Source organism: Terribium retamae, assembly GCF_022347545.1.
GTDB classification, from domain to species: domain Bacteria; phylum Pseudomonadota; class Alphaproteobacteria; order Rhizobiales; family Rhizobiaceae; genus Mesorhizobium; species Mesorhizobium retamae.
The window spans coordinates 51,480-65,512 of sequence record NZ_JAKREW010000006.1; the positions used below are offsets into that span (position 1 = coordinate 51,480).

Genomic DNA, 14,033 nt, shown 5'->3' on the forward strand with positions numbered 1-14,033 from the left:
TAGTGCTTGTTCAAATGGTTTTAGCTGGCTGGATTTCAACCTGGCATGGAAAACGAACCCTTGATCGTGAAGGTCGCCGATAATGTGGCTTCCGTACGCATCAACCGGCCGCTGAAGAAGAACGCCATCACCTTCGCCATGTGGCAGGCACTTGCAGAGACATTCGAGACTTTGTCGGCCGATCCGTCTGTGCGGGCGATCACGTTGAGCGGCACGGGAGCTGATTTTTCGGCTGGCGCCGACATCGCTGAATTCGACACCTTGCGTGCCGGCGATAATGCGCGCAGTTACGAATCCGCTAATTCCGCGGCCTTTGCCGCTGTGCGCGGCGCTCGGGTGCCCGTGATCGCAGCGCTTCAGGGCGTATGCTTCGGCGGTGGGTTTGGCCTCGCCGCCGCTGCGGATCTGAGGATCGCGGCAACCGATGCGTTATTTGCCGTGCCTGCGGCCAAGCTCGGCCTCGCCTACCCGCAGGACGACATGCACGATATCGTTGCCGCATTGGGCTCACAGATGGCGCGCTACCTTACCTTCACCGGCGATCGTGTCGATGCGGGGACAGCCTTCAGGATGGGTTTTCTGCTCGAAGTCGTTGCTCCCGACGAGCTTGAGCCACGCGTGGCCAAACTCGCGGCAGCCATAGCCGCCAATGCCCCTCTTTCGGTGCGTGCCTCGAAACTGGCGATCCAAGCCGAACTGAGTGGCAACGCAGTCGATGCCGAACTCGCCCGGGAGGCCGGCGATCTGACCTTCGCCAGTGCAGATTATGCCGAGGGCCGCGCCGCCTTCCAAGCGCGCCGCAAGCCGGAGTTCATCGGCCGATGAGCGCCTCGCTGATCGCACCAGTTCTGAAAGCCGAACTGTCGGCGCTCTATCGCGCTGGCGATCGCCACTATCATGGGATCACCCACATCGAAGCCCTGCTCAGCCTGCTCGACGAATACCATTCCGCCTTCTCGGATCCTGCAGCGGTCGAGGCTGCGATCTGGTTCCATGACGCGATCTACGACAGCCGCGCCAAAGACAATGAGACACGGAGTGCCGACCTCGCTCGCGAAAAACTCGCTGGGAGCGTCAGCAACGAGCGACTTGATCGCATCGCCCGCATGATCGAGGCAACCGCGACGCATACGATTCCCGATATCAAACCTGCAGCCGCGAGACGCGACGCAGCTCTGCTGCTCGACATGGATCTATCGATCCTCGGTACAGCACCGGAAACATTCGATGCCTATGAGGCGGCGGTGCGGCGCGAATATGCCTGGGTAGAACAGCCATTGTGGATTGCCGGGCGCGGCGCTGTTCTGAAAACCTTCCTAGAGCGCGAGCATATCTTCCATACCGACATCTTTCGCGATCGCTTTGAGAAGCAAGCAAGAGAGAACCTCAGACGATCGATCGATACGCTCAGAGCCAGTTAGGGATCGTGGATATTGTGAGTCGATAGGTTCAAAGCGGATGTTCGGCGTAGAACTCCAGAACCCGCTTCTTGAAAGTGCGGTCGCCTACCGACAGCATGTGATCGCGTCCTTCGATGTGAAATGCCTCCGCGTTAGGCATCAGCGCTGCAAGATCGTCGGCCGAGCCTGCTATATCATCGGTCGTGCCGACCGCCACCAACGTTGGTTGCGCGATACGCGAAACCTCGTCTTCAGAAAGCAATTCGCGGGACGTTACGATGCAGGCGGCGAGCGCCTGACGATCGCTCCTGGTCTGGTCGGCAAAGCTGCGGAACATCTTGCCACGCCTGTGCGTGATTGCGGAAGCATCGGGCGCCATGAGGGCCTCGGCGATCGGATCCCAGTCACCGACGCCATCGACCATGCCGATGCCCAGACCACCCAGTACCAGCGTAGCGACCTTGTCAGGATCGGAAAGTGCGAGGAACGCCGATACACGCGCGCCCATCGAGTAGCCCATCACATGAGCACGCTCTATACCCAGATGATCGAGCAGCGCTGCCGCATCCGAAGCCATCTTGTCTGGCGTGTAGTCGGCGCCCTCGTAACTCTTGGTCGAGGCGCCATGTCCACGATGGTCAAAAGCGATGGCGCGGTAGCCGGCATCGTTTAATGTCTTGAACCAGCCAGGAGACACCCAGTTGACATAGTGGCTGGAAGCAAAGCCGTGGATCATCAACACCGGATCACCATTGCCGGTAGCCGGCTGGCGATCGAGAAAGGCGAGTTCGAAGCCGTCATGGCTGAAAAACTGCATTGAGCGGGACTACCTTCAGTTGACGCCTGAGACGGCATTGACGGCTGGATGCTTCACCAGATCGCCTTCCTTGATGTTTTCGCGCGCAGCCGTGCCCGCCTTCAGCTCCAGGACGAAACGCACGGGCTGGTCGGGCGCGATAACGGCTTCCGAATGCGGTGCACCCTGGCGGATCGCCTTGATGTGGCCATCCTGGCCGATGAACAGCAGATCGAGCGCCATCGGCGTGTTCTTCATCCAGAAGCCCACCCCTTGCGTCTGAGGGAACACGAACAGCATGCCGCGATCGTCCGGCATGGTCTCGCGGAACATCAATCCGGCTTCGCGTTCACCTCCGTCATCGGCAATCTCTATCTGGAAAGCACGGTCACCCTTGGCTGTCACCGCCACCAGTGGCGCAGGGTCGACGGGCAACATCATCGCCTGCCCTTCCGCAGCCAAGGACTTCCCGGCGACAAGACAGGCGATGGCAACGACAGCGAAGAGGAATTGCCGTAGCGAAAATCGAACCATTTCCAATCCTTGCGCGAGTCCGCTCCACAGCTTCACCCTAGACGGCTCGCAAACCTGCGCAAGCGTGTTGCAACGTGGTGCGAGACAAGCAGGAATAACTAAATATGATAAGTTGTCGGCAGTTCATGGTCATCGAGACCAGCAAGACAACAAAAAAGCCGCGCGGGCGCGGCCTCTAGCCCTGATTGCCTTGCGTTCAGTGGGCGACCGGCAATGTTCCCATGTCCGGATGAATTTCGGCGGCCATCAAGCCTTTGTCACCACGGCCGAAGCGCACGAGTACCACTTGGCCGGGTCTCAATTCCGTCACTCCGTAGCGGCGCAACGTTTCCATGTGCACGAAAATGTCCTCGGTGCCCTCGCCCCGGGTCAGGAAACCGAAACCTTTGGTGCGGTTGAACCACTTGACCAGAGCCCGCTCAAGGCCACTTTCAGGTGTCACCGTAGCGTGCGTGCGCTGTTCCTGCTGTTCCGCTGGGTGGACCGCAGTAGAGGTGTCCATCGACAGAACGCGGAAAGCCTGAAGGCCACGGTCGCCCTGCTTGACGAGGCACACCACGCGCGCGCCTTCCAGCGCGGTCTGGAAGCCATCACGCCGCAGGCAAGTCACATGCAGCAGGATATCGCCGGAAACGCCATCGTCTGGAAGAATGAAGCCGTAACCTTTGGCGACGTCGAACCACTTGATCGCACCGGAAACCTCCTGCAGATCCGTGGACTCGCCGATTTCGTCATGACCAGCGGTACTGCGGAGCATATCCCGCCCGGTCAGAGAGGCTTTTTCCCCCATCAGAACGCCCCCTTTCTCCGAAACTGCCGCAACTGATTCTTTATATGAGATTAACACTTGGCCTTCCGGGGTGTGCAAGACCTGACGTGCCTTTTTTCACCGTGACATACAGAGATATATTCAGCCGGCCTAATAAAAACGTCACCTGCCGAGGCCGTTCCGTCTTTTCGGTGTTTCAGCGTTGCGACCCGGAACTGAGCCCCCTATGTTGCGCCCACCCAAGGCTGGAGACGAAAAATGCGCTATCTGCACACGATGGTCCGCGTGACCAATGTCGATGAATCCCTCGATTTTTACTGCAATAAGCTCGGCCTCAAGGAAGTCCGCCGCATCGAAAACGAGCAAGGCCGGTTCACCTTGATCTTCCTCGCTGCGTCCGAGGATGAGAAGAGCGGCGTCGAAGCACGCGCACCGCTGATCGAGCTGACCTACAATTGGGATCCCGAAGAATATAAGGGCGGCCGCAATTTCGGCCACCTCGCCTATGAAGTCGACGACATCTACGCGACCTGTCAGCGCCTGCAGGAACAGGGCGTGGTCATCAACCGCCCGCCACGTGACGGCTACATGGCTTTCATCAAGTCGCCCGACGGCATCTCGATCGAGCTTCTGCAGAAGGGCGCCGCCAAGGAAAAGGCGGAACCCTGGGCCTCCATGGCCAATACCGGCACCTGGTGATTTCGGAACGAGCGGAACCACCGCCGCCTAACTTCTCGCGGGCACGGCCTCTATGAACCGGCCCGCTCCCTTCAGCCAGCACGACGCCAGCCAGACAGCCGAACGGAGAATTCCATGTCGACCAGCAATGCCGACGTCGCTACCGAACATGCCAGCCGCTATCTGCAGCAGCTCTGCAAGCACTGGGCACACAAGTTTCCCGTCACTTTCGATCCGAAACACGGGGAAATCGAACTGACCATCGGCCGCACCATAATGGACGCCGATGCGACCGCGCTGCACATAGCCTTGACGGCAGGCGACGCCGCCCAAATGGAACAGCTTGAACGCGTCGTGGAAGACCACATCAAACGGTTCGCCTTCCGCGAGGAGCTGATCTTCAGCTGGCAGCGCCCGGCAGCTTGATCTCAGCGCGTCGGACCGATCATCTCGGCGAGCGCAAGAACGCTTCGCCAGTTGCGCATGGTACCCGGCACTTTCAGCGTGCGTGGCAGGATTTCGGCGAATTTTGATTTGCCCAATCCATCCGGTGCATGCAGGTAAAGGATATCGCCTTTGACCTCGAAGCGCTCTGGTCCGGTGCATCTTTCTGCGAGCCTGCCGATTTCATCGGACGTCGGTTCGCGCTCAAGCGTCATCGCGTGCAATTTGGTCGGAGCTTCCGCAATCTCGGGATAAGGATTATCCGCAACCAGCCGCGCGAACCAGGCGGCATCACGCACCATGATACGGGAGTGAAAACCCCAGCGCTTTTCGAACGCCTCTTCCAACGTCTGGGTAAGCGCCGCAATGTCAGTCTGCGCCGAGCGGAAGACCACATTGCCGCTTTGCACATAGCTTGCAACATCCGTGAAACCGAGCTCTTCGAAAAAAGCGCGCAGTTCGGCCATCTTGACGATGCGGTTGCCGCCGACATTGATGCCGGAAAACAGCGCTACGAAACCATTCTCGCTCATATAATGAAGCCTGCCAGCGTCTCGTTGTCGGTGATGTCCTGATACTGCACGCCATGTGAATCGAAATTGGCGATCAGCAGATCGAAATTTCGGCGATCCTTGGTTTCGATGCCGATCAGCACAGAACCGAAATTGCGCGCCGATTTCTTCAGATATTCGAAGCGGGCGATATCATCGTCTGGTCCCAGCATTTCGAGAAAATCACGCAATGCACCGGGCCGCTGCGGGAAGCGGATGATGAAATATTTCTTCAATCCCTCGAAACGGAGAGCCCGCTCCTTGACGTCGGGCAGCCGCTCGAAGTCGAAATTGCCGCCCGACACCACGGCCACGACCGTCTTGCCCCTGATTTCCCTGCGGGGAAAATCCTTCAGAGCATCGATCGCCAACGCGCCTGCGGGCTCCAGCACCACACCTTCGACGTTCAACATTTCGACCATGGTAGCGCAGAGGCGGTTCTCCGGGACCAGCCGCACATCGCCCTCAGAAAATCCCTTCAGATTGCGGAGCGGTTCGCGGCCAATCTCGGCAACCGCGGCGCCGTCGACAAAATTGTCGACCTTCGCGAGCTTTACGCGCTTGCCAGAAGCGAGGCTTTCCTTGAGGCTCGGCGCGCCGGCAGGTTCGCAGAAGACAAAGCGTGGCGTCCTGCCCGCTTGTGCGAAATAGTGCGTGACACCTGCCGCCAGTCCGCCGCCGCCCACCGGCAGCATGACGATATCGGGTAGCCGTGCGCCTGGCATTTGGTCGGCAATCTCGTAAGCGACCGTCGCCTGCCCCTCGATAATATCCTTGTGGTCGAAGGGCGGCACCATGTGCGCGCCGCTTTGTTCGGTGAATTCGAAAGCGGCTTGGTAGCACTCATCGAAGAAGTCGCCGATCAGCCGGATCTCGACGAAGTCGCCACCGAACAGCCGCGTCTTGTCGATCTTCTGCTGCGGCGTCGTCACCGGCATGAAGACGACGCCCTTGCGCCCAAAGTGCCGGCAAACGAAAGCAAAGCCCTGGGCGTGGTTACCCGCCGAGGCGCAGACGAACAGTTCGGCTTCGTTGCCCTCCGCCAGCGTCTTACGGAAGAAATTGAAGGCACCCCTGATCTTGTAGGAGCGCACCGGCGTCAGATCCTCGCGCTTTAGAAGCACGCGCGCGCCGTATTTGCGCGATAGATAATCATTCTCCTGCAAGGGCGTCTCGGGGAAGATCTGGCGCACCGCAGCAGCTGCGTTGGCAACCCGATCGACAAAGCTGGTCATGAGGCAAGCCCTTGTAGAAATTACAGCAATCGTTCCTGACGCCATTTTGGCTTTGACGCAACACCTTGCACCCGACGGACACCCCGCAGCGCAACTTTCGTGGTGAAGGACTTACTTTAGCCGCACTTCGCCTGTCCGGAGACTGCTTTCAAAAGAGTAAACCGGCTGGAGTCGGATTTAGCAGGGCTGGACGTATCGTGCGTTTGAGAAGGTTCTTGATCGTTGCGTTGACGCTTGTTGCCGCCGGCTGTGCCAGCCAGGGGCCGCAGGAGGTTCTGGGCAGCGCCATGGTGACAGCCGCGGTTTCCGACATCGTCGGCAATCACGCGATCTTCATCACCACCACCCGCAAACGTTCCGACGATCCCAACCAGGGCTTCGACGGCGACCGTTCTTCGACGCTGAACTATGCGCGCGTCAACGTCACCGTGCCAAAGATCCACCAGGTCGGTCAGATCGAGCGTAAAAGCCGTGGCAGATCCGATGATCCGTCAAAATATTTCATGGCTTCCCAGATGGTCGGCTATGACACCGAGCCGAAGTTTGAAGCCGCGCTCAATGCCGACATCGCGGCCCGCGGCGGCCGCGCCATGGTGTTCGTGCATGGCTACAACACCTCTTTCGACGATGGCGTTTACAGGTTGGCGCAGATCGTCAACGATTCCGGCTATCCCGGCACGCCGGTCCTGTTCTCCTGGGCTTCCGGCGCTTCGACGACGGGCTATGTCTATGATCGCGAAAGCGCCAGCGTCGCCCGCGACCAGCTCGAAGTGACTTTGCGTACACTGGCTCGTTCGGGGGCACGACGCATCGACATCGTGGCGCATTCCATGGGTACATGGGTGACGATGGAAGCGTTGCGCCAACTCGCAATCACCGGCGACCGCAACCTGAACGGGAAGCTGGGCGATGTCGTACTCGCCTCGCCAGATATCGACGTCGACGTGTTCAAGAGCCAGATGCGCCGCTACGGCAAGCCTGACAAGCCATTCATCGTACTTCTGTCCGACGACGACCGCGCGCTGCGATTGTCCGGCATGATTGCCGGCTCGCGACCGCGCCTAGGCGACTACAAGGATGCTGCCGAGCTTGCCGACTATGGCGTGACCGTTGTCGACCTGTCATCCAAGTCCGGTACGGACAGGTTCAACCACAACAAGTTCGCTGACAATCCCGAGATGATCAAACTGCTTGGCCAGCGCCTGCGCGAGGACGATGGCTACGCCAGTGATCGTTCGGTCACAGACCGTATGAAGCAGCTCGGCATGATGTGAGCTGCGGCTCAATTGATCTGGACGGGGGCGGATTCTGCCTCTATTCGAAGTCGGAAGCGCCACCCTTGGGCGAGAAGGCATCGGGAGCGGCTTGATGCGCTGGAAGGCATTGTTCGTTGTCGCCGTCGCGCTTTCGGTTACCGGTTGCGCCGGGTCCAATTCGCACGATCTTCTCAACAAGACTGCGATCGAAGCGCCGGCTTCGGCGATCGCTGCCACGCACGACATCTATGTCGCGACCACACGTCAGGCGGCAAAAATCGAGCCGCGCCAGGTATTTGCCAGTGAACGCTCATTGCGCACGCAATATGCCCGCATCGACGTTTCCGTACCGAAGATCCATCAAGTGGGTCAGATCGAACGGGCGAGAGGCCGCGCCCAGAGCAATCCAGCCAAGCACTTCACCGCAACGCGCGCGACGCTCTACGGCAACGCCAAGGAGTTCGAGCATGCTGTGAGCACCGACATCGCAGGCGGTGATGGACGCGTGCTTGTCTTCGTGCATGGTTACAACAATGGTTTCGACGATGGTGTCTTTCGTTTGACGCAGATCGTGCAGGACACCGACTATCCAGGCACACCGGTGCTGTTCTCCTGGGCCTCTGCCGGCAAGACCACCGGCTACATCTACGATAAGGAGAGCGCCAACGCCGCACGCGACGATCTTGAGGCAACGCTGCGGCTCCTGGCCAAAACCAAAGCCAAGAGCATCGATATCATCGCGCATTCCATGGGCAACTGGGTGGCAATGGAGGCTTTGCGGCAGTTGGCAATCACCGGCGACCGCGACCTGTCCGGCAAGCTCGGCTATGTGGTGCTCGCCTCACCGGACATCGATGTCGACGTGTTCAAGAAGCAGATGATGCGCTACGGCAAGCCGGACCGGCCCTTCACTGTGCTCCTGTCGGCCGACGATCGCGCGTTGCAGCTTTCTTCTTTCATTTCCGGGGCCAAACCCCGTGTCGGTGATTACGGCAACGCCTCCGATCTTGCTCAGTATGGCGTCACGGTCGTCGACCTGACCAAGACCACTAGCGGTGACAGACTGAATCACGCCAAATTCGCCGATAACCCGCTTCTGGTGCAGTTGCTGGGCAAGCAACTTCAGACGCCGGCAGCGCTCGCGGCGGCCGAGCCGGCGAGCAATCAGCCAATCGAACAGCTGGGCACCGGCCTTGGCCAAGCCGTCGGTTCCGTAGCCGAAATCGTCATCACCACGCCGTTCAAGGTGCTGACAGTCGTCACAGGCGGGCAATAGGCGCCTGCGAAGGGCAAGAGCTAGCGGAAAGACAGATATGGCTGTTCAGAAACAACGGCCGTCACAAAATCCATCACCGCGCGCACCGCGGGCATTTTGCGCAAGTCACTGTGAACCGCCAGCCAAACGTCACGTGCGAAGGATGGAGCATCCTTTTCGACCCTGATCAGGTCACCATCTTGCTCCCCGATGAAACAAGGCAGACTGGCAACACCTAAACCAGCCTTGACGGCAATAAGGTGCTCGCTGGAATGGGTCAGCTCGCACACCACGGGTCGGTCACCAACGATGCCGAGCAGCCACGACTGCGCCGGTGTATGAGCATAGGTCGCATCCCAGACTATGAATTCCCAACGCTCCGGGGCGGCAAGATGGGCATAGGATCGGTGCGCGTAGAGGCCGAAGGGCATCGTGCCGATCTTTCGCGTCACGCTGCTGGCTTCGTCGGGCTTCACGAACCGCACTGCGACGTCGGCTTCACGTCGCGCAAGCGAAACGCGTTGAGGTTGCGCCGACATGGAAAGCCTGATGTCAGGATGTTCCGCCCTGAAGCGCGCCAGATGTGATGTGAGAAGATGCGTGACGAGAACGGGCGGAGCACTGAGCGCGATCCGCTCGACAAGCGGCGCCTGAGCGGCTTTAGCCAGCCGGGCGATGCCGTCTGCCGCGCTCTCCATTTCCAGAGCCCTTTCGAACACTTGCCGGCCCAGCGAGGTCAGGCGGCTGGATCGCGGCAGACGATCGATGAGCCTCACCTCGAGTGCTGCCTCCAGCGACGCAAGCCGCCGACTTACTGTGGCGTGGTCCACCTTCAAGTAGCGGGCTGCCCCAGATAGCGTCCCCTCCTGTGCGACAGCGAGGAAATGCCGGACGTCTTCCCAATCGATCATCTGTGCAAATTCTCAAGGTTGATCTGCGGATATGCCGAATTTTCGCATGGTATGCACCGATGTACTTTCGGTCACCAGAAAAATACGAAATGAGGATCGCGACATGACCGAACGCCGCTTGAGAGTTGGCATCGTAGGCCTTCAAGCGGGAAGGAGTTGGGCTGCCAGAGCGCACGTGCCTGCGTTGCAGGCCCTGTCCGACACTTTCGAGATCGTGGGCGTTGCCAATACCAGCTTGTCGAGCGCGCAGGCGGCGGTGGCCGAAATGGGCCTATCTTCGACGCCCTTCGCCAGCGTTGCCGAACTGGTCGCCGCGCCGGATGTCGACATCGTCACAGTGACAGTGAAGGTGCCGCCGCATTTCGACATCGTGAAAGCGGCGATCGCCGCCGGCAAGCATGTCTATTGCGAATGGCCACTCGGCAATGGTCTGGCCGAAGCCGAGGCCATGGCAACCCTTGCGCGGGAAAAGGGAGTGCTGGGCGTGGTTGGAACCCAGGCACGCCTCGCTCCGGAAATCAAGTATCTACGGCAACTTATCGCCGACGGTTTTGTCGGCGACGTGCTGTCGACCACTTTGGTCGCCCGCGCCGGGGCTGCACTCGGCGCTGGTATCATTTCGGAGAAAAGAACCTACGGTTATCTGCTCGATCGTGCCAACGGCGCCAACGCGCTCACGATCCCGGTGGGGCATACGCTGGCAGCCCTGCGCGACGTGCTCGGTGAGGTCGCGGAAATCTCTGCCCTGTTGGCTACAAAACGACCTCTGGCGTTTGCAGTCGATACACAGGAGTGGCTGCCGGTATCAGCCCCAGACCAGATTCTGGTCAGTGGCGTCATGGCGAGCGGCGCGCCCATCTCCATTCATTATCGTGGCGGCCCGGCACGGGACGACAATGGCCTGTTTTGGGAAATCCACGGCACGGAAGGCGACATCCGCATCACAGGCGCTTCCGGCCATACGCAGATGGTCCAGCTCTCGCTCCAAGGAGCTCGTGGCGAGGATAAAGTGTTTCGGCCATTGGAGGTCCCTGCCTCACACCGCGCCGGCTGGCCTCGGGAAGTGGAGCCAGGCAATGTTGCCCGCCTCTACGCCAGCATGGCAGACGACCTGCAGAACGGCACGCGCACCGCACCAAGCTTCGACGACGCGGTTGCGGTTCACCGTATCATAGCAGCGATAGAGAAATCCGCCGAAAGCGGAAAACGCGTTGAGCTGAGCTGAGCGACCGCTCAAACAAACAAATCGACTTTCTCGAAAGTCCTAACATCGACCAATCCGACGTCCGAGATGCGCAATTCCGGGATCACCACCAGGGCCAGAAGCGAGTGCTGCATGTAGGCATTGTTCAGCGAGCAGCCCATCTTGCGCATCGCCTCGGTCAGCTTCTCGGCCTTGGCCGCCACAATCTCGGCGCGCTCGTCCGACATCAGGCCGGCGATCGGCATTTCGACCAGCGCTAGTTCCTCGCCCTTCGAATAGAGCACCACGCCGCCGCCGACCTCGGCGAGGCGGTTGGCGGCGAGAGCCATGTCCTGCTTGTTGGTGCCGACGACGATGATATGGTGGCTGTCATGCGCGACCGACGAAGCCATTGCGCAGTCCTCGATGTAGCCGAAGCCCGACACGAAGGCGTTGGTGACGCCCCCGGTGCCGCGATGGCGTTCCACCAGCGCGATCTGGCAGACATCGCCCACCCGGTCGCTGGTGACCAACCCATCTTCGACGGCCAGATCCGCCTCCAACGCACGGGTCGGCGCCTGGTTCTCGATGACGCCGATGACCCGGGCGCGCACTTTGTTGGCCCCTTCCGGTGCCTTGATGTCGAAATCGGTCGCGGCAAGGCGTTTGCCGAGCTTCACCGTGTTCTTGGCGCTCGCAGGATAGTCATAGGCTGGAATATCGGCCTCTAGCCTGCCGTTCGCCGCGAGACGAACGCCACGGCCATAGACCTCATTGATGGTCATTTCGGCAAGATTCGATACGACTAGGAAATCGGCCAGGCGTCCCGGCGCGATCGACCCGATCTCACGCTCCAGCCTGAAATGCTGGGCGGTGTTGATGGTTGCCATCTGGATTGCCGTCACCGGCTTCAAGCCCTGTTGGATGGCATGCCTGACGACGCGGTCCATGTGGCCATCATTCACCAGCGTCCCGGAATGGCTGTCATCGGTGCAAAGGATGAAGTTGCGCGGATCAATACCTTGTTCCGTAACGGCTTTGATCTGTTCGGCAACGTCGTACCAGGCAGAGCCAAGCCGCAGCATTGCCTTCATGCCCTGGCGCACGCGGGCAATCGCGTCCTCGGCGCGCGTGCCCTCATGATCATCCTCCGCCCCGCCGGCGACATAGCCGTGGAACGGCAGACCGAGGTCCGGCGACGCATAGTGGCCGCCCACCACCTTGCCAGCCCTGACCGTCGCAGCAATCTCCCCCGACATGACCGGGTTGTTGGCGGCGACACCAGGAAAATTCATGACTTCGCCGAGGCCGATGATGTTCTCCCAGGTCATCGCCTCGGCGACGTCTTCGACAGTGAGCACCGCACCCGCATTTTCCAGCCCCGGCGCGGAAGGCACGCAGGACGGCATCTGCACATGCACGTTGATAGGCATGGCCAGCGCCTCGTCATGCATCAGCCGGACACCAGGCAGGCCGAGCACGTTGGCGATCTCATGCGGATCGATGAACATCGAGGTGGTACCATGCGGGATGACGGCACGGCTGAATTCAGTGACGGTCACCATGCCGCTTTCGACGTGCATGTGCGCGTCACACAGGCCGGGTACGAGATAACGCCCGCCGGCATCGACCACTATCGTCTCCGGCCCGACGGCATGGGAAGCATCCGGCCCGCAATAGGCGAAACGACCGCCGATCACGGCAATGTCGGTGCCGCTGATGATTTCTCCCGAATGAACATTGACCCAGCGGCCGTTGCGCACCACCAGATCGGCTGGCTTGCGCCCGGTGGCCACATCGACAAGCAGCGTCGCCATTTCGGTCCAGGGTTTTGGTCGGGAGAATTTTACTGGAATCACGTTTCGCTTCCGTCGATCGCACTGGATTTGCCACTCTGGCAAAACTGCAGGTCGGAAACCAGTTCGATGATGACGAGCTAACGGTTCATTTGCTTCCCCGCCCGCAAACACATTGCCTCAATCAGGCAATCGCGAATGAAGCAGGGAACCAAGGAAGTCACGTCAGAGCGCTGAATTTAAATCTTAAAGTCAGTCGGCGTGCCCTTCTCCAGCACTTTCAGCCGATCGGCGATGCCCAGGGCCTTGAAGGCGTGAGCGAGCTGTTCCTGGGTTTCGGTGAAATGCTCCCAGCCTTCATTGTGTATCGCGACGATGGTGGCCTTCGCGAAGGCGGCAGCCGCTTCGATCGCGTCATTGGCATCCATCGTGACATGGAAGGCACCGCGCGGTTTCGCAGATCCTGTGAACAGAACCGCAAGGCGCACATCGAAGCGCTTGGCGACCTCGGCGACACCATCGAACCAGACTGTATCGCCGGAAATATAGATGCTCGGTCCCTTCTCATCGCCCAGCGAAATGACGAAACCGATGACATCGCCGCTGATCGGTTCGAAGCCATGCGGGCCATGGCGCGCGGGAGCCGCCGTTATTACCAGCCGCTGGCCTTGCGGCGTCTGAACGTCCACGCTCTGCCAGGGATCGAGACCTTCAGCGAGATTTCCCAGGCGTTCTGCCCCGGCAGTCGTTGTCAGCACACGGCCGGCTTTCGGCAGGAAAGCGCGGCCGGCATGGTCGAGATTGTCGAAATGCTGGTCGTGGCTCAGAAGAACGGCATCGATGGGCGGCAATTCTCCGGGGGGCAAGGCCGGGCCGGTCAGCTTCACCAGGCGCACCCCTCCATCATAGGCCTGCGGCGCATCGAAGGCCGGATCGGTAAGTAGATTGAGGCCGCCAATGCTGATCAGCGCGGTCGGACCGCCGATCAGCGTTGCGGTGATGTTTGCAGACAATTCGTCAGGTCGGTTCGTCATGGCGCGCTCCATTGTCCTGGTCCACAGGAATCCGCATATCGGAACTGCCGCCCGCTCATCCAACGCTGTTGCGGGAACAGCGGATGTGCCGAAATACGCCCGCGATCACATCCGGTTCTCTCACAGCCTGCCGGTCCGTTGTACAAGATGGCACGCAGGCTATACTGCCTGCCGGTCAACCGGCGACGCTG

Annotated in this window: 15 protein-coding genes; 7 read left to right on the plus strand and 8 right to left on the minus strand. The window is 60.1% G+C overall.

Annotated elements, in window-relative coordinates; all coding sequences use genetic code 11:
- Positions 1 to 45: 45 nt before the first annotated feature.
- Positions 46 to 825, plus strand: coding sequence for an enoyl-CoA hydratase-related protein (locus L4923_RS09030; RefSeq protein WP_239363862.1), 780 nt, complete (start codon positions 46 to 48; stop codon positions 823 to 825).
- Positions 822 to 1,421, plus strand: a complete 600-nt coding sequence (locus L4923_RS09035; protein WP_239363863.1) for an HD domain-containing protein — start codon at positions 822 to 824, stop codon at positions 1,419 to 1,421. Before L4923_RS09030 ends, L4923_RS09035 begins: the two co-directional genes overlap by 4 nt.
- A 28-nt stretch (positions 1,422 to 1,449) precedes the next feature.
- Here L4923_RS09035 and L4923_RS09040 read toward each other — a convergent pair whose 3' ends face one another.
- The 3 genes from L4923_RS09040 to L4923_RS09050 all read right to left on the minus strand — a co-directional run bounded on the left by L4923_RS09040 (position 1,450) and on the right by L4923_RS09050 (position 3,487).
- A complete protein-coding gene (locus tag L4923_RS09040; RefSeq protein ID WP_239363864.1) occupies positions 1,450 to 2,217 on the minus strand; it encodes an alpha/beta fold hydrolase in 768 nt (255 codons plus the stop codon).
- Between the two features lie 15 nt (positions 2,218 to 2,232).
- A complete protein-coding gene (locus L4923_RS09045) occupies positions 2,233 to 2,730 on the minus strand; it encodes a DUF192 domain-containing protein (RefSeq protein WP_239363865.1) in 498 nt (165 codons plus the stop codon).
- 196 nt (positions 2,731 to 2,926) lie between these two features.
- Positions 2,927 to 3,487, minus strand: a complete 561-nt coding sequence (locus tag L4923_RS09050) for a cold-shock protein (RefSeq protein ID WP_239363866.1) — start codon at positions 3,485 to 3,487, stop codon at positions 2,927 to 2,929.
- A 270-nt stretch (positions 3,488 to 3,757) separates the two neighbouring features.
- Between L4923_RS09050 and gloA the strand changes: the two genes are divergently transcribed.
- Positions 3,758 to 4,198 (plus strand): lactoylglutathione lyase, encoded by a 441-nt coding sequence (gene gloA, locus L4923_RS09055; protein ID WP_239363867.1) that lies wholly within the window; start codon positions 3,758 to 3,760, stop codon positions 4,196 to 4,198.
- A 114-nt stretch (positions 4,199 to 4,312) separates the two neighbouring features.
- The gene (locus L4923_RS09060) at positions 4,313 to 4,603 is read left to right on the plus strand and encodes a DUF2218 domain-containing protein (protein ID WP_239363868.1); all 291 of its coding nucleotides are present in this window, start codon (positions 4,313 to 4,315) and stop codon (positions 4,601 to 4,603) included.
- Positions 4,604 to 4,605: 2 nt separating this feature from the next.
- On the opposite strand, the gene L4923_RS09065 is transcribed toward L4923_RS09060, so the two are convergent.
- Together L4923_RS09065 and ilvA are read right to left on the minus strand one after the other, a co-directional pair.
- Positions 4,606 to 5,154: a DUF1697 domain-containing protein gene (locus L4923_RS09065; RefSeq protein ID WP_239363871.1), complete on the minus strand. Its 549-nt coding sequence runs from the start codon at positions 5,152 to 5,154 to the stop codon at positions 4,606 to 4,608.
- The gene (ilvA, locus tag L4923_RS09070; protein ID WP_239363873.1) at positions 5,151 to 6,407 is read right to left on the minus strand and encodes a threonine ammonia-lyase IlvA; all 1,257 of its coding nucleotides are present in this window, start codon (positions 6,405 to 6,407) and stop codon (positions 5,151 to 5,153) included. The genes L4923_RS09065 and ilvA overlap by 4 nt, the downstream gene beginning before the upstream one ends.
- A 287-nt stretch (positions 6,408 to 6,694) precedes the next feature.
- Here ilvA and L4923_RS09075 point away from each other — a divergent pair, with 287 nt between their 5' ends.
- Together L4923_RS09075 and L4923_RS09080 are read left to right on the plus strand one after the other, a co-directional pair.
- The gene (locus tag L4923_RS09075) at positions 6,695 to 7,681 is read left to right on the plus strand and encodes an alpha/beta hydrolase (RefSeq protein ID WP_425530925.1); all 987 of its coding nucleotides are present in this window, start codon (positions 6,695 to 6,697) and stop codon (positions 7,679 to 7,681) included.
- 94 nt (positions 7,682 to 7,775) lie between these two features.
- On the plus strand, positions 7,776 to 8,939 hold the full coding sequence (locus L4923_RS09080) for an alpha/beta hydrolase (RefSeq protein ID WP_239363877.1): 1,164 nt from the start codon (positions 7,776 to 7,778) through the stop codon (positions 8,937 to 8,939).
- A 20-nt stretch (positions 8,940 to 8,959) separates the two neighbouring features.
- Here L4923_RS09080 and L4923_RS09085 read toward each other — a convergent pair whose 3' ends face one another.
- On the minus strand, positions 8,960 to 9,829 hold the full coding sequence (locus tag L4923_RS09085; protein ID WP_239363879.1) for a LysR family transcriptional regulator: 870 nt from the start codon (positions 9,827 to 9,829) through the stop codon (positions 8,960 to 8,962).
- A gap of 103 nt (positions 9,830 to 9,932) precedes the next feature.
- Between L4923_RS09085 and L4923_RS09090 the strand changes: the two genes are divergently transcribed.
- Complete coding sequence (locus L4923_RS09090) at positions 9,933 to 11,054, plus strand: Gfo/Idh/MocA family protein (RefSeq protein WP_239363880.1); 1,122 nt, start codon at positions 9,933 to 9,935, stop codon at positions 11,052 to 11,054.
- A gap of 8 nt (positions 11,055 to 11,062) precedes the next feature.
- On the opposite strand, the gene ade is transcribed toward L4923_RS09090, so the two are convergent.
- Together ade and L4923_RS09100 are read right to left on the minus strand one after the other, a co-directional pair.
- Entirely contained in the window at positions 11,063 to 12,829 is a 1,767-nt protein-coding gene (gene ade / locus L4923_RS09095) for an adenine deaminase (RefSeq protein ID WP_239364223.1), read from the minus strand.
- Positions 12,830 to 13,047: 218 nt separating this feature from the next.
- Positions 13,048 to 13,842, minus strand: coding sequence for an MBL fold metallo-hydrolase (locus L4923_RS09100; RefSeq protein ID WP_239363881.1), 795 nt, complete (start codon positions 13,840 to 13,842; stop codon positions 13,048 to 13,050).
- Between the last annotated feature and the right edge of the window lie 191 nt (positions 13,843 to 14,033).